The following is a 17,731-nucleotide window of genomic DNA, read 5'->3' on the forward strand; positions in this document are numbered from 1 at the left end:
CCCGTGTACTGCGACCGCTGCGGTGAGCCCGCCGCCGACGGCGACCACGCCGCCTGCCGCGCCGCCCGCGAGATGGAACCGCCCCGCTACTGCGCGCGCTGCCGCCGCCGGATGATCGTCCAGGTGACCCCGCTCGGCTGGACGGCCCGCTGCGCCGAGCACGGCGCCCTGGAGAGCACCTCGTAGCCGGGGCGCCGGGGCCTCTTGGCCGGGGCCGGGCCTCCTACAGGGCGAGCGCGTAGGTCAGCAGGTCGACGCCCGGCACGGGCGCCCAGTCCCGCTCGGGGGTGCGGACGAACCCCATCCGCTCGTACATCCGATGCGCGGAGTCCATGTTGGGCTGCGTCGACAGCCGCAGCCCGCGGAGCCCGGCCGCACGCGCGCGCTCGGCGCACGCCCGCACCATGGCGCGTCCCGCGCCCTTCCCGCGCGCCGTCTCCCGGACGGCGAGCATCCGGAACTCGGCCTCGCCGGGCCCGGCCAGTTCCGCGTACGGGCTGCCGGGCGGGCAGTACGCGACGGCCCCGGCGACCTCGCCCGCGACCTCGGCCACGAGCAGTTCGGCCTTGGCGGCCCGGTCGGGGGCGTCGCGCAGCGTCCGCACGTACGACGACTCGGGCGACACCAGCCCGCCGTGCACGTACACCTCGACGGTCAGGTCTCCGACCAGCGCGTACTCCTCGGGACGCGCCGCCCGCACGACCACCTCAGCGGACACCGGGGGTCCGTCCACGATGCGCATGGGTGCTTTCTCCAGCCCTTGGACGCGCGACCGGCGGGCCGCGCCGGACCACGGTACCCGACGACGACCGGGCGGCCTTGACGGTGCCGGGCGGAGGGCTGTTTATTGACGTGAAGTCAATAGCCTCTGGAGGGCTGATGCCGGTTCCCCGCTCCATCCTCGGCACGCAGGACATCTCCGACATGGACCTGGAGGTCATCGCCGGCGCCTGGCCGGACGACGTGCGCGGCCACTACGTCGTCAGCACCTCCGACCAGCGGACCCGCCCCCGGCACGCGTTCTTCGGCGACGGGATCATGGCGCGGATGCCGCTCCGGCCCGGCCCGGACGGGCGGTTCCCCTGGCGCGCCCGCGTGATCGACACCCCGTCCGTCCGGCTGCGCGGCAAGCGCCCCGGCCTGTTCACCGCCGGAGCGGTCGGCACCGACTCGCCCTGGGGGTTCGTCAACGCCGCCAACACCGCGCCGCTCCCGTGGGGCGACCGCCTCTTCGCCACCTGGGACGCCGGGCGCCCCGTCGAGGTCGACCCGGTCACGCTGGAGTTCGTCGCCGAGGTCGGGCGCCGCGACGACTGGAAGCCCGCCCTGGACCACGCCGTCCTGCCGCTGGTCTCCACCACGGCGCACCCCGTGGTCGACCCCGAGCGCGGCTGCCTGTGGAGCGTCAGCCGCGACGTGCTGACCGGCGCCGTGTCGGTGATCCGCTACGACGGGACCGGCACCCGCGTGCAGCGCTGGGCCGTCGAGGGCGCGGCGCTGCCGCAGGCGACGCACACCATCACGCAGACCCGCGACTGGCTCGTCCTCGCCGACACCGCCTTCAAGATCGAGGTCGACGAGATCTTCGGCGGGGACCGGACCGCCCCGAACAACCCGGACGGGCCCGTCCTGCTGATCCGCAAGGACGACCTGGTCCCCGGGCGGGACACCGTCACCTGCACCGAGTTCCGCCTCGCACCCGAGGTCAACCACTTCTACGCCGGCTACGACGACTCCGACGGCATCCAGGTCGTCATGGAGCACAGCGAGGGCGTGGACATCGGGATGTACCTCCGGGAGGACGACATCGACGCCCATGGCCGTCCCGTCGACCCGGCCCTGCGCGGCATGTACTGCCACGGCATGACGCCCGCGCTCACGACCGTCATGCAGTTCGACCCGGAGACCGGCCGCGTCCTGGAACGCGCCCGCGCCCGCGACACCGAACGGTGGTGGCAGGCGGAGCTGTCCGCCATCGACTGGAGCATCGAAGGGCAGACCGCCCCGACCCGGCACCACCTCGTCTACCTCGGGTTCCACCCGGAGGCGATCAACCAGCGCGCCCTGCGCAACTACGCGGGCCGCGTCGACCCGTCCCTGTTCCCCGCGGAGGAGACGCCGTCCGTCCTGGTGAGCCACGACCGCGGGGACCTGAAGGCCCTGTCGGAGTGGACGTTCGCCCTGGACGACTACCCGACCTCCCCGTCCTTCGTCCCGCGCGGGCGGGGCGGCAGCCGGTACGCGGGCGCGGAGCCCGGCGGCCACGAGGGCTACCTGGTCGTGGCCGTGCACAACGACGACCGGTTCCGCGTCGAACTGTTCGACGCCGCCGACGTCGGACGGGGCCCGGTCGCCGTCCTGGCCCCGCCGGACGGCACGACGGTGCCGTTCCTGATCCACTCGGCGTGGATGCCCGAGGCGGTCCCCGCCCCCGACGTGGAGCGCCTCCGCTTCGCCGACGACCTCGACGCCCGCCTCGACCAGCTGGACCCGGAGCTGGCCGCCACCGCCCGGGAGGTCGCCGACGACCTCGACGCCCGCTAGCGCAGGTCCCGGCAGGACGTCTCGCCGGGGAGCAGGGGACGGAGGCGGACGGAGTAGGTCTTCCCCGCGCTGCGCCACGCGGTGCCGGGCTTCGCGGCGGGCGTCTTCTTGGACGGCGCCAGGGTGCAGATGCCTCCGGCCACCCGTTCGCCGTCGCCGAGCGGCTCCAGCGGCCACGTCTCGACGGTGCCGCTCCCGGCCGTCTCGCCCGCGAGGACGGCCGTCCGCGCCGGCGTGTACGGGCCGGGCTTCGCCGACAGGCGGGACGCGGGCCAGGCGGCGGGGTCCAGCTTCTTCAGGAAGCGGGCCTCCGGGCCGGCCTGCGACTCCGCCTGGACGATCCGGGTCGTCGCGCCGCCCATCGTGACCACGGTGGTGATCGCGTCGGCGATCCGGTCGGACCCGACCGTGTGCGAACGGCCGAGACCGGCCGCGCGCGCCTCGGCGAGGAGGCGCCGCAGCGCGTCCGGTTTCAGGCGGTACTCGGTCAGCCGGCCCTGGGACGCGGCCACCGCGCGTCCCGTGGAGTAGAGGGAGAACTCGGGAACGCTTCCGGGGCCGCCGATGCCGGCGATGCCTCCGGTGTTCCGCCACCGGAGCACGAGTTCCTCCTGGGCGGGGTCGTCCTTGGCGGGGGACGTCGTGGACGGGGACGCCGTGGACGTTGACGGGGACGTGGACGGTGCGGGGTGCGCCGGGGGCCCGGTCTCACCGGAGCCGTCTCCGCAGGCGGTCAGCGCGCAGGCGGTCAGCGCCGCGCAGGCGAGAGCCGGGAGCCGGCGGGAACGTGTGTACGGTCCGGCCATGGGGCTTGGACGCCCCGCGCCGCCGCCGGGTTCCGCCCCGTTACAAAAACGGCCGCCGAAGACTGTGGGATCCGGCGGGCGTCCGCTCCGAGGGCCCGCGCTAGGGTGCCGCTTTGTGAGTGTGCTCGTGATTACCGGGACCTGTACGGGCGTGGGCAAGACGGTCGTCACCGCGGCGCTGGCGGCGGTCGCCGCGGCCCGCGGCGCGTCCGTCGCCGCCGTCAAGCCCGGCCAGACCGGGGCCGCCGCCGGTGAGCCCGGCGACCTCGACGAGGTCCGCCGCCTCGCCGGCCTCGACGACGTGCACGAGTTCGCGCGCTTCCCCGACCCGCTGTCCCCGGCCGCCGCCGCCCGTGCGGCCGGGCTGCCGCCCGTCCGGCTGCCGGACGTGGCCGAACGCGTCCGCGACCTGGCGGGCGGCCGCCGGCTCGTGCTCGTCGAGGGCGCGGGCGGCCTCCTCGTCCGCTACGACGACGAGGGCACCACGATCGCTGACCTGGCGCGCTGGCTCGGCGCCGCCGTCGTCGTCGTGGCCCGCCCCGGCCTCGGCACGCTCAACCACACCGCGCTCACGCTGGAGGCGATGGCGCACCGCGGCGTGCAGCTCGCCGGCGTCGTGATCGGCGCCTGGCCGGACGACCCGGACCTCGCCATGCGCAGCAACATCCGCGACCTGGAGACCATCGCGGCTCGACCGCTGTCGGGTGTGCTGCCCGCGGGGGCCGGCGCCCTGGACCCGGCGGAGTTCCTGGTGGCCGCGCACCGCGGCCTGGCCCCCTCGTTCGGCGGCGGCTTCGACGCCGCCGCCTTCCGCGACAGCTTCGGCCTCGACAAGGAGAGCACGTGACGGACATCCTCGGCACGGACATTCTCGGCACGGCACGCCGCCAGGTTCTGGACGCGGGCGAGGGCCTGTCGCAGGACCAGGTGCTCCAGGTGCTGACCCTGCCCGACGACCGCCTGGAGGACCTGCTCGCCCTCGCCCACGACGTCCGGATGCGCTGGTGCGGGCCGGAGGTCGAGGTCGAGGGGATCGTGTCGCTGAAGACCGGCGGCTGCCCCGAGGACTGCCACTTCTGCTCGCAGTCCGGCACGTTCGAGTCGCCCGTCCGCTCGGTGTGGCTGAACATCCCCGAGCTGGTCGAGGCTGCGAAGGAGACCGCGCGGACCGGCGCGACCGAGTTCTGCATCGTCGCCGCCGTCCGCGGCCCGGACGAGCGGCTGATGTCGCAGGTCCGCGAGGGCGTCAAGGCCATCAACGACGCCGTCGAGATCAACATCGCCTGCTCGCTCGGCATGCTCACGCAGGAGCAGGTGGACGAGCTGGCCGCGATGGGCGTCCACCGCTACAACCACAACCTGGAGACGGCGCGCTCCCACTTCCCGAACGTGGTCACCACCCATTCGTGGGAGGAGCGCTGGGACACCCTCCGCATGGTGCGGGACGCCGGCATGGAGGTGTGCTGCGGCGGCATCGTCGGCATGGGCGAGAGCGTCGAGCAGCGCGCCGAGTTCGCCGCCCAGCTCGCCGACCTCGGACCGGACGAGGTCCCGCTGAACTTCCTCGCGCCCCGCCCCGGCACCCCGTTCTCGGACCTCCCGCTGGTCGAGGGCGCCGAGGCGCTGAAGACGATTGCCGCGTTCCGCCTCGCCCTGCCCCGCACCATCCTGCGCTACGCGGGCGGACGCGAGCTCACCCTCGGCGACCTCGGCACCCGCGAGGGCATGCTCGGCGGCGTCAACGCCATCATCGTCGGGAACTACCTGACCACCCTGGGCCGCCCCGCCCAGAAGGACCTGGACCTCCTGACCGACCTGCAGATGCCCATCAAGGCCCTCAGCAAGACCCTCTGACAACGGCGTCGGCCCGGCCCCGGGGTGACGCGGGCCGGGCCGGACGGGTCAGCGGCTGAGGCGGGTGATGAACTTGTAGCGGTCGCCCCGGTAGAGGGACTGGGCCCACTCGACCGGCTGCCCCGTCGTGTCGAAGGCGTGGCGGGAGAGAAGGAGCATTGGGAGCCCCACGTCCACGCCCAGGAGCTGCGCGTCGTGCGGGGTCGCGAGGACGGTCTCGATCGTCTCCTCCGCCTCGGTCAGGTGGACGTCGTAGGCGGTGGCGAGCGTCTCGTAGAGGGAGTGGTGGCGGGACAGCTCGCGGCGCAGGCCGGGGAACCGGCGGGCCGGGAGGTGCGAGGTGTCGATCGACATCGGCTCGCCGTCGGCCAGGCGGAGCCGGTGGACGCGCAGGACCCGGCCGCCGGGCCGGATGCAGAGGAGCGACGCGAGGCTCTCGTCGGCGCTGACGTACCCGGCCTCCAGGATGCGGGTCTCGGGACGCAGCCCGTGGTGCCGCATGTCCTCGGTGTAGCTGACGAGCTGGAGCTCCTGCGCGACCTTCGGCTTGGCGACGAAGGTGCCCTTGCCCTGGATGCGCTGGAGGCGCCCCTCGACGACGAGTTCGGCGAGGGCCTGCCGGACGGTGGTGCGGGACGTCTCGTACTTCTCGGCCAAGGTGCGCTCGGGCGGCAGCGGGCTGCCGGCGGGCAGCGACTGGATCAGCTCGACCAGCAGCTCTTTGAGCTTGTAGTACTTGGGGATCCGGGGAGCCTGGTTCGGGTGGCGCTTACCGATGCCGGCGAGGGAGGCGCGGTCGAAGCCGTGCTCGTAACCGCCCCCGTGCCGGGGCCCGCCCCTGACCTCCGTCACGGCAACTCCTCACGTTCATCATCGGTTTCCCCCGATGTTATGCGTGCAGACTACGGGCGGTAGAGGAAGCGACCTCCGCCAGGGCCTCCCCGAGGCGTGTGAGGTCCGCCTCGTCCAGGGTGGCGCGGGCGGTGAGGCGCAGGCAGGCGCGGCCCTTGGGCACGGACGGCGGGCGGAAGCACCCGGCGCGGAGCCCGTGCTCAGCGCAGATCTCCGCGGCCCGCACCGCGGCGTGCGGCTCGCCGAGGAAGACGGGCACGACGGCGGCTGCCGGGACGGCGGTCTCCAGGCCGGAACCGGCCGCGAGGTTTGCGATCCGGAGCGCCCGGTCACGGGCGCGGGACGGCAGCCCCGGGTCGGCTTCCAGCACGTCGAGGGCGGCGAGCGCGGCGCCGGCGGCGGGCGGGTTCAGGCCGGTGTCGAAGATGAACGACCGGCCGGTGTCGACCAGCGTCTCGATCACCTCGGGGGCGCCGAGGACCGCGCCGCCCTGGGACGCGAGCGACTTCGACAGGGTGAGCGTGAGGACCACGTCGGGCTCGCCCGCGAGCCCGGCCGCGTGCGCGGCGCCGCGGCCCCGGTCGCCGACGACGCCGAGCGCGTGCGCCTCGTCCACCACGAGGAGCGCGCCGTGCGCCCGGACGGCGGCGTGCAGCGCGGCCAGCGGCGCGAGGTCGCCGTCCACGGAGAACACCGCGTCGGTCACCACGAGGGCGTGGTCCTCCTCGCGGCCGGCGAGGGCCCGCTCCACGGCGGCGGCGTCCCGGTGCGGGACGATCACGACGCGGGACCGCGACAGCCGGCACGCGTCCACGATCGACGCGTGGTTGACCTGGTCGGACACGACGAGCGTGCCCGGCCCGGCGAGCGCCGTGACGGCGCCCAGGTTGGCGAGGAAACCGGAGGAGAAGACGAGCCCGGCGGCGCTGCCGGTGAACGCGGCGAGCCGCCGGTCCAGCTCGGCGTGCAGCGCGGTCGTCCCGGTGACGAGCCGCGAACCGGTGGAGCCGGTGCCCCACGCGCGCGCCGCCGCGCACGCCGCCTCGATCAGCCGGGGGTCCCCGGCGAGCCCGAGGTAGTCGTTGGACGCCAGGTCGGTGAGCGCGCCGGCGCGGCCGTCCGGGCGGGGGCGCAGCGTCCGGCGGAGCCCGGCCCCGGCGCGCCGCGCGGTCGCGTCCCGGAGCCGGGCCAGGGGGTCTCGTACTGCGGTCATGCCGGGCATCCTGCCAGCCCGGGTGCGGGCCGGGGCACCCGCCCGTGCACCGGGAGGCATGGGCGATGATGGTCGCGTGCCTACCTTGACCGATCTGGTCCGCGATCACACCGATCTCACCGAGACCGACCTGGAATGGCTGCACGCGCTCGTGTCGGACTGGCAGCTGCTCGCCGACCTGTCGTTCGCGGACCTGCTGCTCTGGGTGCCGCTGCGGTCGGCGGACGTGCTGCCCGCCGAGGCGGCGCCGGGCGGGGCCCGCGGCCGGCGGGGCGGGATGGACACCGGCGCCACCGTCCCCGGCTGGGTGGCGATCGCGCAGATGCGGCCGACGACCGGTCCCACCGCCTACTCCGCGGACCTCGTCGGCAAGGTCGTCCGGACGGGGCGGCGCGGGCTGATCGACGTGGCGTGGCGGGAGCGCCGGATCGTCCGGGAGGGCGACCCCGAGTGGGGCAGCGGCATCCCCGTCCGGGAGGAGTCCATCCCGGTGCGGCGCGGCGCGAAGATCCTCGGGGTGATCCAGCGCAGCACGAACCTCAGCTCGGCGCGCACCCCGTCCCGGCTGGAGCTGACCTACCTGCAGAGCGCCAGCGACCTCGCCACGATGATCGCCGAGGGCCGGTTCCCGGTGCCGGGCGAGGAGCCGAACATGGTCCGGTCGCCGCGCGTCGGCGACGGGCTGATGCGCCTGGACCGCTCCGGCAAGGTCACCTACGCCAGCCCGAACGCGCAGTCGGCCTACCGGCGGCTCGGGTTCCCGGCGGACCTGGTCGGCGAGGCGCTCGGCCAGATCACCGCGGACCTGTGCGACACCGGCGAGCCGATGGAGGAGGCGCTCAGCGTCGTCCTGTCCGGCCGGGCGCCGCGCGAGGTCGAGGTCGAGTCGCGCGGGTCGATCATGCAGCTGCGGACGATCCCGCTGGTCGTCGGCGGGACGCGGATCGGCGCGATCGTGCTGTGCCGGGACGTCACCGAGCTGCGCTGGCGGGACCGCGAGCTGATGACCAAGGACGCCACCATCCGGGAGATCCACCACCGGGTGAAGAACAACCTGCAGACGGTCGCGGCGCTGCTGCGGCTGCAGGCCCGGCGGCTGCGGATCCCGGAGGGCCGGGCGGCGCTGGACGAGGCGGTCCGCCGCGTCGGGTCGATCGCGATCGTGCACGAGACGCTGTCGCACACCCCGGACGAGCTGATCGACTTCGACGACATCGCGGACCGCGTGATCACGATGGCGGGGGAGGTGTCGACGCCGGAGACCAAGATCGCCCCGAAGCGGAGCGGCAGCTTCGGCGTGCTGCCCGCCGAGGTCGCGACGCCGCTGGCGATGGCGCTCACCGAGCTGCTGCAGAACGCCCTGGAGCACGGCCTCGCCAACCGCTTCGGCACGCTGGAGGTCGTCGCGCGCCGCTACGGCGAGGGGGAGGAGCGCGGCGAGCCGGGCGGCGTGGCGGTCTGGGGCGAGTGGTCGGCGCCGGGCGCCGACGAGCCCCGCGCCCCGCACGAGGAGGAGTCGGGGGAGGCCCCGTCCGGGCCGCGGCTGGTCACGACCGTCGCGGACGACGGCGTCGGCCTTCCCGCGGACTTCGACGTGGAGAGCACCACCAGCCTCGGCCTCCAGATCGTCCGCACGCTGATCGTGGGCGAACTGGGCGGCCGGCTCGAATTCCGCGCCCGTCCGGGCGGGGGCACCGAGGTGGTGGTGGACGTCCCGCTGGACCACGGCCAGCGGAGGTTCTGACGACCGCGGCGCCACATGCTCTCCTGCCGGGGCTGGGAGGCGGTGGCGCCGCGAGGGTCGGAGAGGGAGGGGCTTAGAAGGCCGCGTTCGCGCGGGCCCGCGCGCGGGAGGCGCGGCGCTTGAGCGCGCGGCGCTCGTCCTCGCCCATGGCGCCCCAGACGCCCGACTCCTGGCCGGACTCCAGCGCCCAGCGCAGGCAGGCGTCGCTCACGTCGCAGCGCCGGCAGACCTGCTTGGCCTCTTCGATCTGCAGGATCGCGGGTCCGGTGTTGCCGATCGGGAAGAACAGCTCGGGGTCCACGTCACGGCAGGCTGCGCGGTGGCGCCAGTCCATGCGGTCCACTCCTTCGTCAGGTGGCGGAGAAACTCCACTTATGTGAACGGTTTCACATGTCGCGAACGCCCGGGAGGCCGAGACCGGGTCCAGGGGTGAATGTTCGGCGGCGCCGCGAGCAGGGGACCGGCGGCGTTGGGGTCTCCGACCAGCGGGCGCACTTTGAGCGTGTCAGGGCCGCGCGGGGCGACGCAAGACCTTTGAGAAAGGATTCTCAAAGTATGGGTGTCGCATGTGTCACATCCGTGGGACGGGCGTGTTACTTGGCTCTCACCTGGTCGTCCATGCGCACGGAATGACCGCGCGGCTCGACCGGGGGCGCTCAAATGACGATGCGTATCGCCTTCGGAACCGACCGGAAGGTCACGCTCCGCTGTTCGCCGAGGTAGTCGCCGTCCAGTTGAAAGGCCACCGGGCGGTCCGCGCGCAGCGTGACCTCGGCCGCATCGTGGACGTTCACCACATGCCGTCCCTGCAGCGGACGCGCTCGGGTGGTCAGCATCTGGGCAAGCGCCGCCACCGTCGGGCCGACCTCCAGCGAACGCATCCCGAACACGTCCAGTCCGCGCCCGAAGTTCGCCTTCGGACTCGGATTCACCGGCATCCGGCCCATGAAAGTCCACGGCGACGTATTGGAGATGAACGCGAGGAACAGCCCCGATTTCGGCGGGCGCCCCGGCTGTTCCAAAGTGAGCGCGGCACGCCGCCGATCGGTGCCGGAGAAGAAATGCCGGGCGGCCGTCCGCACGTAGAGGGACGGGTCCGCGCGGACCCCGGCGGCGCGGCGCCGCTCCACCTCCTGGATGACCTCGGCGTCCAGCCCGACGCCCGCGCAGAACGTGAAGTACCGCTCCGCGCCGTCCGGCAGGGAGGCCGTCCCGAGGCCGACCGTCCGGTGCCGGCCGGCCCGCAGCGCCTCCAGCACCGCCGTCGTCGCGCCGATCGGATCGTCCGGCAGGCCGAGCGCGCGGGCGAAGACGTTCGCGCTGCCGGCCGGCAGCACCGCCAGCGCCGGCAGGCCGGGGGACGGGCCGCCGGCGAGCAGGCCGTTGACCGCCTCGTTCACCGTGCCGTCGCCGCCGAGCGCGATCACGACGTCGTAGCCGTCCTCGGCGGCCTGCCGAGCCAGTTCGGTCGCGTGGCCGCGGTGGCCGGTCTCGGCGAGGACGAGGTCGAGGTCTCCGGTGAAGGCCCGCACGAGGATGTCGCGGGCCCGCCGGGAGGTGGAGGTCGCCTTGGGGTTGGCGATGAGCATGGCGCGCACGTGCGTCAGGGTATGGGACGCGCGGGGGAAGAGGACGAGTAGGGTTCGAGGTGTGACCAAGCGTCCCAGCACCGTGCGGGCCGCCGCCGCCCTGGAGGCGGCGGAGGGCCTCGCCGCCGTCGGCTTCGGCGTCTACACCGGCGTGGAGACGGCCGCCGGCGCCGCCGTCGACCCCGCCAGCGCGATCGGGGTCACGGTCCTCGCGCTCGCCGGCGGCGCCGGCATGCTCGCCTGCGCGCGCGGCCTGCTGCGCGCCGACCAGTGGAGCCGCGCCCCCGCCGTGCTCACCCAGCTGTTCGCGCTGCCGGTCGCCTGGTCGCTGTGGCAGGGCGACCGGCCCGCCATCGCGATCCCGCTGGGCGCGGTCGCGCTCCTCGCGCTGGTCACCGTGCTCAGCCCGCCGAGCACCGCCTGGCTCATCGAGGACCACGACGATGACGGCGAGACCCCCGCGCAGCCCCGGAAGGAACCGCGCGGGCGGCCGGAGAAGGACGCCGAGCCCGTGCGGGCGGCGGCCGAACCGCGCTCCCTGGGGCAGCGCCTCATGGACCGCCTCAAAGAGCAGCCCACCAAGAACTGACCGGACGCCGAAGGGCCGCGGAGACGGAGATCCCGGGGCCCTTCGCGCGAACTCTGCCCGTCCGCTATTCGTCCGCGGTGAGGCCCTCGCGGAGCTGCGCCAGGGTGCGGGCGAGCAGCCGGGACACGTGCATCTGGGAGATGCCCAGCTCGGCGGCGATCTGCGACTGCGTCATGTTGCCGAAGAACCGCAGCAGCAGGATCTTCTTCTCGCGCGCGGGCAGCTTCTCCAGCAGCGGCTTGAGGGACTCGCGGTACTCCACGCCCTCCAGCGACTCGTCGACCATGCCGAGGGAGTCGGCCACCGCGGGGGCGTCCTCGTCACCGGAGTCGGGGGCGTCGAGGGACACGGTGGAGTAGGCGTTCGCCGACTCCAGGCCCTCCAGCACCTCCTCCTCGGTCATCTGCAGGTGCGCGGCCAGCTCGCTGACCGTCGGCGCGCGGCCCTCGCGCTGGGCGAGGTCGCTGATCGCCTTGGTCAGCGACAGCTTCAGCTCCTGCAGCCGGCGCGGGACGCGGACGGCCCAGCCCTTGTCGCGGAAATGGCGCTTGATCTCGCCGACGATCGTGGGCGTCGCGTAGGTGGAGAACTCGACGCCGCGTTCCAGGTCGAACCGGTCGATCGACTTGATCAGGCCGATGGTGGCGACCTGGATCAGGTCGTCCAGCCACTCGCCGCGGTTGCGGAAGCGGCGGGCGAGGTACTCCACCAGCGGCAGGTGCAGCTCCACGAGCTGGTCGCGGATGCGCTGGCGCTCCGGATCGCCCTCGGGAAGCTCGGCGAGGCGCTCGAACAGCGCACGCGCACGCGCCCGGTCGGGCACGCCCGACTCCGACCGCTCGCTCGTCGCGGCGACCGTCGTCGTCGTCTCCTCCGTCGTCGTCTTCTCCGTCACGGGGCCCCCGCCGCACCGCGACGCTTCTGCAGCGTCACGGTGACCCGGTCGTCGGAGCCCACCGCGGCGTCGACCTCGCCCGCCAGGGACGACAGGACCGTCCAGGCGAAGGTGTCGCGGCTGGGCTCCTCGCCGTCCACGGTGAGCACCGACACGGAGATGCGCATGGCGTCCCCGGTCAGCTCGAACTCGCATGTCAGGTCGGTCCCGGGCAGGGCCTGGGCGAGCAGCATCGCGCACGCCTCGTCCACGGCGATGCGCAGGTCCTCTATTTCGTCCAGCGTGAAGTCGAGCCTGGCCGCGAGTCCCGCGGTCGCCGTCCGCAGCACGGACAGGTAGGCGCTCGCGGCCGGCAGCTTCACCGTCACCACGTCGCGGACGGACAACTTCGTACTGGCCGGCATTGCAGCGGTTTCCTCGGTCACGTCACTCCCTCGCAGGATGGTCCCGCTGCTTCGAAACTACCGCCTGCGGGGCCCACTCGGAGACTTCGGCGCGCGTGGCTTTCCTACGAACGCCGGAGCGACCTCAGCGGACGCGTTCGAAACCCGCCGCGCGGGAGGCGTGAGTCACTCCGCCGGGCGGCAGGAGGGCGCCGCGGTGGGCGATGACGCGGGCGGCGAGGGCGCTCGCCGCCCCGGCCGCCGCGCGGCGGCCCGCGCCGGCGAGGCGGGCGGCGAGGTAGCCGCCGTTGAAGGCGTCGCCCGCGGCGGTGGTGTCGACCACATCGACCCCCTGGACGGCGGGGACGGCCTCCTCGGCGCGGGCGTCGGCGATCACGCAGCCGCGCTCGCCGAGCTTGACGGCCGTCTCGGACACTCCGGCGGCGCGCAGGCGGCGGACCGCGTCGGCGGGGGAGGCGTCCCCGAACACGGCCCGTTCGTCGGCGAGCGTGGGCAGCGCGATGTCGGTGCGCGCCAGGACGGCCGACATGGCGGACGCGGCGGCGGCGGGGGAGGGCCACCCGGCCGGGCGGTAGTTGCCGTCGAAGGCGACCAGGCCGCCGCGCCGCCGCGTCTCGTCCAGGACGTCCAGGAGCCGTTCGCGGGCGGCCGGGGAGATGATCGACAGCGTGATCCCGGAGAGGTAGACCAGGTCGTGCCCCGCGATGGCGTCGTCGGTCGCGGCGGGCTGGGCGGGGCCGAACAGGCCGCGGGCCGCCGACTGCGAGCGGTAGTAGTGGAACGTCCGCTCCCCGTGCTCGTCGGTGCGGATCAGGTAGAGGCCGGCCTGCCCGCCGGGGACGCTGCGGGCGAGCGCCGAGCCGACGCCGTGCGCGGCCCACGACTCCCGCATCAGGGCGCTGTAGGGGTCGTCGCCGACGAGGGTGGCGAACTGGACGTCGGCCGTCCCCGGGGCCGCGCTGCGGGCGAGGTAGGCGGCGACGTTGAAGGCGTCGCCGGCGTAGCCGAGCGCCAGCCGGTCCGGGCCGGTGTGGCTCAGTTCGATCATGCACTCGCCGATCAGGGCGATCCGGGCGGGCCGGGCGCGGTCGGCCAGGGTGTCCAGCGCGCTCATGGGCGGGGTCCTCTCTCCGGGCGCGTCCACGATACGGGCGACAATACATCTAGACAGCAAGTGATCTGATGACTAAGACTTCGGGGTGCCGCGCCCGACCACAGAACAGAAGGGACGACCATGGCCGACGACCCGATGCGAGGCTACGCCGACGACGGCTACGCGATCTTCCGGAACGTCCTCGACCCCGCGCTGATCGCCGAGGCGGACGGGCACGTCCGCTGGCTCCAGGAGCGCCATCCCGGCCGGACCGGCGAGGACCTGTCCACCGAGCTGGTCGCCAAGGACCCGTTCTGGGTGCGGCTGGTCTCCGACGACCGCCTGCTGGACGTCGCCGAGCGGTTCATCGGCCCGGACATCGCCCTGTTCGCCTCCGCCTACATCTCCAAGCCGCCGTACACGGGCAAGGCCGTGCTCTGGCACCAGGACGGCGCGTTCTGGCCGCTCGACCCGATGCGCGTCGTGACGCTCTGGCTCGCGATCGACCGCTCCACGCCCGAGAACGGCTGCCTGCGCGTCATCCCCGGCAGCCACAAGGAGGACCTGCACGACGTCCGGGAACGCGATGACGCCGGGGCCGTGTTCGGTGTGGAGAGCGCGGTGGGCGTGGACGAGTCCCGCGCCGCGGATCTCGTCCTCGAACCCGGCGACGTCGAGGTCCACCACCCGAACATCATGCACGGCAGCAACGCCAACGGGTCGCCCCACCGGCGCTGCGGGCTGACCATCCGCTACATCCCGACGTCGACCCGGATCACGGGGGAGCCGCTGCCGTTCCCGTCCGCGCTGCTGCTGCGCGGCGAGCCGGGCGCGAACGAGTACCAGCCGCGCCCGCGCTACGTTCCCGGGGAGCACTTCGCGTTCAGCGGCGCGGAGGGCTGATGGCACGCCGGCGGCACCGGCCGTCCCGCAACTGGGGCGCCCGCGTCCACGAGACCACCTGGGCGGGGCTGGACGCCCTGGTCCTGGAGAACGAGCTGCTGCGGGTGACCGTCCTCGCGGGCAAGGGCGGCGACATCGCCGAGTTCTGCTACAAGCCGCGCGACATGGACTTCGTGTGGCTGTCGCCGGACGGCCCGCGGGACCCGCGCGACGTGGCGGGCGGCGCGGCCGACGACACCGCCGCGTTCCTCGACTCCTATCAGGGCGGCTGGCAGGAGGTCCTGCCGAACGGCGGCGCGCCCAGCACGTACAGGGGCGCCGCTTTCGCGCAGCACGGCGAGGTGGCGGGGCTGCCGTGGGACGCGGACATCGTCGCCGACGACGCCGGGGAGGCCGCCGTCCGGCTGACCGTCCGGGCCAGGCGGATGCCGCTGCGGGTGACCAAGACGCTGCGGCTCCGGTCGGGCGAGGCCGAGCTCGCCGTCGAGGAGGAGCTCGTCAACGAATCGGGGGTGGCGCTGGACGCGATGTGGGGCCACCACATCGTGTTCGGGGCGCCCTTCCTGCGCCCCGGGCACCGGATCAGGCTGCCGGACGGAGCCCGCGTCGTCCCGCACGAGACCGCGATCGGCCCCGGCGGCCGGCGGGTCCGCGCGGGCGGGCCGCACGCGTGGCCGCGCGTCCCGGCGGACGGCGGCGGGGTCGTCGATCTCGGCGTCGTCCCCGGGTACGGTGCGCCGAGTGAGATCGTCTACCTCACCGGCCTGGACGAGGGCCGCTACGAGGTCGTCGATCCGGACGGCGGCCTCGGCATGCGGGTGCGCTGGGACGCGGCCGTCCTGCCGCACCTGTGGCTGTGGCAGGAGCTCGGGGCGACCACCGGGCATCCGTGGTGGGGGCGCGCCTACGTGATGGGCCTGGAGCCGTTCGCCGGACACCCGACGGACGGCCTGGCCGCCGCGGCGGCGAACGGCACCGCGCTCACGCTCGAACCGCACGCGAAGCGGAGCCTGTGGCTGCGCGCGGGCGTCATCGGAGGGGACGGATGAGGGAGTTCGAAGGCAAGGTCGCGGTCGTGACCGGCGGTTCGCTCGGGATCGGCCGCGCCGTGGTGGAGCGGCTCGCGCGCGACGGCGCGGCGGTGGTGTTCTGCGGCGTCGGCGGCGTCGGCGGCGTCCGGCAGGCGGAGGCCGAACTGCGCGCGGACGGCCTGGACGTCACCGGCGCGGAGGCCGACGTGACCGACGCCGCGCAGATGGACGACCTGGTCGCGACGGCCGTGTCCCGCCACGGCGGGCTGGACGTGGTGGTGACGTGCGCGGGCGTCCAGCGGTACGGGACGGTCGAGGAGACGTCCGAGGAGCTGTGGGACGAGGTCCTCGGCGTGAACGTCAAGGGCGTCTTCCTCGCCTGCCGCGCCGCCGTGCCCGAGCTGCGCCGCCGGGGCGGCGGGACGATCGTGACGATGTCGTCCGTGCAGGCGTTCGTCTCCCAGGACCGGGTCGCCGCCTACAGCGCGAGCAAGGCCGCGATCAACGCGCTGACCAGGTCGATGGCGCTCGACCACGCCGCCGACGGCATCCGCGCGAACGTCGTCTGCCCCGGCTCGGTGGACACGCCGATGCTGCGCTGGGCCGCGGACCTGTTCCGCGGCGGGACGAGCCAGGACGCGCAGGTCGCCGAGTGGGGGAGGGCCCATCCGCTCGGGCGGGTGGCGGCCGCCGCGGAGGTCGCCGAGGTCGTCGCGTTCCTCGCCGGTCCCCGCTCGTCGTTCGTGACCGGCGCCGAGCACCGCGTGGACGGCGGGCTCCTGGCCCGCAACCCGGCCGCGCTCCCGGAGCCCGAACCCGGTCCGCAAAAGATCTAGACACCAAGTCATTTGATGACTCATGATGTGGAGCGCACGAGCGGCGTGTGACAGCGACCTCGCGGAGGCTTCCATGCAGGAACCCGGCCCCTCCCGTCCCCACCCTCCCCATCGGCACTCGCCCGATCGACACTCGTCCGTTCCGGCGAGGCGGCGACGGCGGCGGACACGCGCCGCCGCCGTCGCGTCCGCCCTCCTGGCCGGCGCCGGGCTGGCCGCCGCGCCCGCCGTCCCGGCCCAGGCCGCGGCGGCCGGGCCCACCTGCTCCGGGCACGCGCCGCCGGTGTTCGGCACGGCCGCGCAGAACACCGCGCTGAACGGGAAGTTCACGTCCTACGGCAACAGCAACGCCCTGCTGGACGACTGGACCGGCGCCGACACGACGTACTCGCTGAAGCTGTCGGACGGCCGCACCGTCTACGCCTACTCCGACACCTTCCTCGGCAAGGTGAACGCGGACGGGTCCCGGCCGCTCGTCGTCGAGGAGGGCGGGACGACCCCGTTCATCAACAACTCGTTCGTCGTCCAGAGGCCGGGCGGCGGGCTCACCACCGTGCACGGCGGGACGGCCGCCGCCCCGAAGGCCGTGATGCCTCCCGCGCAGCCGCACCACTGGTACTGGGCGGGCGACCTGACGCAGAGCGGCGCGGAGGTCCAGCAGCTCTACCGCGAGTACTACGACCCCGACCCGGACAACGGGACCGGCTGGGACATGACGTTCAAGGACAACGTCCTCGCGCGCTTCTCCACCGGGAACCTGGCGGCGCCGACGCGGGTCGAGGCGATGCCCTCGGCGTCCGGCGTCCAGTGGGGCTCGGCCCTGCTCAAGGACGGCGGCTACACCTACGTCTACGGCAGCGAGGACTACACCGACCCCGGCACCAAGGTGAACACCAAGTACCTGCACATCGCCCGGGTGAAGGGCGCCGACCTGCGCGGCGCCTGGCAGTACCGGACGGCGAGCGGCTGGTCGCGCGCGGAGACGGCGTCGGCGCGGCTGATGAGCGGCGTGTCCAACGAGTTCAGCGTGAGCAGGCGCGGCTCGCACTACGTGATGGTCAACCAGGACACGAAGATCGCCTTCGGCGCGGAGATCGACGTGCTGCTGTCGTGCTCGGCGGCGGGCCCGTTCACCGGGGAGCGGACCGTCTACACGACGCCCGAGACGGGGATCTGGGGCTCCTACGGCGACGGGGACGTCTACACCTACAACGCCCACCAGCACGCGTCGCTGTCGTCCGGCGGCAACCTGGTCGTCTCCTACAACGTCAACAGCGTCGACGCCACCAAGGGCCCGGCGAACGACAACTACCGCGACGCGAGCATCTACCGCGCGCGCTACATCGACCTCCCGGTCTCCGGCTAGCCGGAGGACCCG

Annotated in this window: 19 protein-coding genes; 10 read left to right on the forward strand and 9 right to left on the reverse strand. The window is 74.0% G+C overall.

Features of this window, described 5'->3' with window-relative positions; translation table 11 throughout:
• Positions 1 to 3 precede the first annotated feature (3 nt).
• Positions 4 to 186: a hypothetical protein gene (locus ACA511_RS36275; RefSeq protein ID WP_375029245.1), complete on the forward strand. Its 183-nt coding sequence runs from the start codon at positions 4 to 6 to the stop codon at positions 184 to 186.
• A 37-nt stretch (positions 187 to 223) separates the two neighbouring features.
• On the opposite strand, the gene ACA511_RS36280 is transcribed toward ACA511_RS36275, so the two are convergent.
• Positions 224 to 718: a GNAT family N-acetyltransferase gene (locus ACA511_RS36280; RefSeq protein WP_375029246.1), complete on the reverse strand. Its 495-nt coding sequence runs from the start codon at positions 716 to 718 to the stop codon at positions 224 to 226.
• Positions 719 to 879: 161 nt separating this feature from the next.
• On the opposite strand from ACA511_RS36280, the gene ACA511_RS36285 reads away from it, so the two are divergent.
• Positions 880 to 2,544: a carotenoid oxygenase family protein gene (locus ACA511_RS36285; RefSeq protein ID WP_375029247.1), complete on the forward strand. Its 1,665-nt coding sequence runs from the start codon at positions 880 to 882 to the stop codon at positions 2,542 to 2,544.
• Here the strand turns inward: ACA511_RS36285 and ACA511_RS36290 are convergent.
• Positions 2,541 to 3,350: a hypothetical protein gene (locus tag ACA511_RS36290; RefSeq protein WP_375029248.1), complete on the reverse strand. Its 810-nt coding sequence runs from the start codon at positions 3,348 to 3,350 to the stop codon at positions 2,541 to 2,543. The genes ACA511_RS36285 and ACA511_RS36290 overlap by 4 nt on opposite strands.
• Before the next feature lie 115 nt (positions 3,351 to 3,465).
• Here ACA511_RS36290 and bioD point away from each other — a divergent pair, with 115 nt between their 5' ends.
• Both bioD and bioB read left to right on the forward strand, forming a co-directional pair.
• On the forward strand, positions 3,466 to 4,197 hold the full coding sequence (gene bioD, locus ACA511_RS36295; RefSeq protein ID WP_375029249.1) for a dethiobiotin synthase: 732 nt from the start codon (positions 3,466 to 3,468) through the stop codon (positions 4,195 to 4,197).
• On the forward strand, positions 4,194 to 5,204 hold the full coding sequence (gene bioB / locus ACA511_RS36300; RefSeq protein WP_375029250.1) for a biotin synthase BioB: 1,011 nt from the start codon (positions 4,194 to 4,196) through the stop codon (positions 5,202 to 5,204). Before bioD ends, bioB begins: the two co-directional genes overlap by 4 nt.
• A 48-nt stretch (positions 5,205 to 5,252) precedes the next feature.
• Here the strand turns inward: bioB and ACA511_RS36305 are convergent, their stop codons facing one another.
• Both ACA511_RS36305 and ACA511_RS36310 read right to left on the reverse strand, forming a co-directional pair.
• Positions 5,253 to 5,981: a GntR family transcriptional regulator gene (locus tag ACA511_RS36305; protein ID WP_375029389.1), complete on the reverse strand. Its 729-nt coding sequence runs from the start codon at positions 5,979 to 5,981 to the stop codon at positions 5,253 to 5,255.
• 112 nt (positions 5,982 to 6,093) lie between these two features.
• A complete protein-coding gene (locus ACA511_RS36310) occupies positions 6,094 to 7,278 on the reverse strand; it encodes an 8-amino-7-oxononanoate synthase (protein WP_375029251.1) in 1,185 nt (394 codons plus the stop codon).
• Between the two features lie 67 nt (positions 7,279 to 7,345).
• Between ACA511_RS36310 and ACA511_RS36315 the strand changes: the two genes are divergently transcribed.
• On the forward strand, positions 7,346 to 9,013 hold the full coding sequence (locus tag ACA511_RS36315) for a histidine kinase N-terminal domain-containing protein (protein ID WP_375029252.1): 1,668 nt from the start codon (positions 7,346 to 7,348) through the stop codon (positions 9,011 to 9,013).
• 73 nt (positions 9,014 to 9,086) lie between these two features.
• Here the strand turns inward: ACA511_RS36315 and ACA511_RS36320 are convergent, their stop codons facing one another.
• Both ACA511_RS36320 and ACA511_RS36325 read right to left on the reverse strand, forming a co-directional pair.
• Positions 9,087 to 9,347, reverse strand: a complete 261-nt coding sequence (locus tag ACA511_RS36320) for a WhiB family transcriptional regulator (RefSeq protein WP_375029253.1) — start codon at positions 9,345 to 9,347, stop codon at positions 9,087 to 9,089.
• A 322-nt stretch (positions 9,348 to 9,669) separates the two neighbouring features.
• Positions 9,670 to 10,611 carry a diacylglycerol/lipid kinase family protein gene (locus tag ACA511_RS36325; protein WP_375029254.1) on the reverse strand — a complete coding sequence of 314 codons (942 nt, stop codon included), beginning with the start codon at positions 10,609 to 10,611 and terminating at the stop codon, positions 9,670 to 9,672.
• Positions 10,612 to 10,663: 52 nt separating this feature from the next.
• Here ACA511_RS36325 and ACA511_RS36330 point away from each other — a divergent pair, with 52 nt between their 5' ends.
• Positions 10,664 to 11,191: a hypothetical protein gene (locus ACA511_RS36330; RefSeq protein ID WP_375029255.1), complete on the forward strand. Its 528-nt coding sequence runs from the start codon at positions 10,664 to 10,666 to the stop codon at positions 11,189 to 11,191.
• Between the two features lie 64 nt (positions 11,192 to 11,255).
• Here ACA511_RS36330 and ACA511_RS36335 read toward each other — a convergent pair whose 3' ends face one another.
• The 3 genes from ACA511_RS36335 to ACA511_RS36345 form a co-directional block, all read right to left on the reverse strand.
• A complete protein-coding gene (locus tag ACA511_RS36335) occupies positions 11,256 to 12,014 on the reverse strand; it encodes an RNA polymerase sigma factor SigF (protein WP_375029390.1) in 759 nt (252 codons plus the stop codon).
• A 68-nt stretch (positions 12,015 to 12,082) separates the two neighbouring features.
• Positions 12,083 to 12,511 (reverse strand): anti-sigma factor, encoded by a 429-nt coding sequence (locus tag ACA511_RS36340; protein WP_067794237.1) that lies wholly within the window; start codon positions 12,509 to 12,511, stop codon positions 12,083 to 12,085.
• Between the two features lie 103 nt (positions 12,512 to 12,614).
• Positions 12,615 to 13,604: a sugar kinase gene (locus tag ACA511_RS36345; RefSeq protein ID WP_375029256.1), complete on the reverse strand. Its 990-nt coding sequence runs from the start codon at positions 13,602 to 13,604 to the stop codon at positions 12,615 to 12,617.
• Positions 13,605 to 13,724: 120 nt separating this feature from the next.
• Between ACA511_RS36345 and ACA511_RS36350 the strand changes: the two genes are divergently transcribed.
• The 4 genes from ACA511_RS36350 to ACA511_RS36365 all read left to right on the forward strand — a co-directional run bounded on the left by ACA511_RS36350 (position 13,725) and on the right by ACA511_RS36365 (position 17,719).
• Positions 13,725 to 14,486 (forward strand): phytanoyl-CoA dioxygenase family protein, encoded by a 762-nt coding sequence (locus tag ACA511_RS36350; protein WP_375029257.1) that lies wholly within the window; start codon positions 13,725 to 13,727, stop codon positions 14,484 to 14,486.
• Complete coding sequence (locus ACA511_RS36355; RefSeq protein ID WP_375029258.1) at positions 14,486 to 15,535, forward strand: DUF4432 family protein; 1,050 nt, start codon at positions 14,486 to 14,488, stop codon at positions 15,533 to 15,535. Before ACA511_RS36350 ends, ACA511_RS36355 begins: the two co-directional genes overlap by 1 nt.
• On the forward strand, positions 15,532 to 16,353 hold the full coding sequence (locus ACA511_RS36360) for an SDR family NAD(P)-dependent oxidoreductase (RefSeq protein WP_375029259.1): 822 nt from the start codon (positions 15,532 to 15,534) through the stop codon (positions 16,351 to 16,353). Before ACA511_RS36355 ends, ACA511_RS36360 begins: the two co-directional genes overlap by 4 nt.
• A 73-nt stretch (positions 16,354 to 16,426) precedes the next feature.
• Positions 16,427 to 17,719 carry a DUF4185 domain-containing protein gene (locus ACA511_RS36365; protein WP_375029260.1) on the forward strand — a complete coding sequence of 431 codons (1,293 nt, stop codon included), beginning with the start codon at positions 16,427 to 16,429 and terminating at the stop codon, positions 17,717 to 17,719.
• Positions 17,720 to 17,731: the final 12 nt, after the last annotated feature.

This window comes from Actinomadura sp. GTD37 (assembly GCF_041951365.1).
Taxonomy (GTDB): domain Bacteria; phylum Actinomycetota; class Actinomycetes; order Streptosporangiales; family Streptosporangiaceae; genus Spirillospora.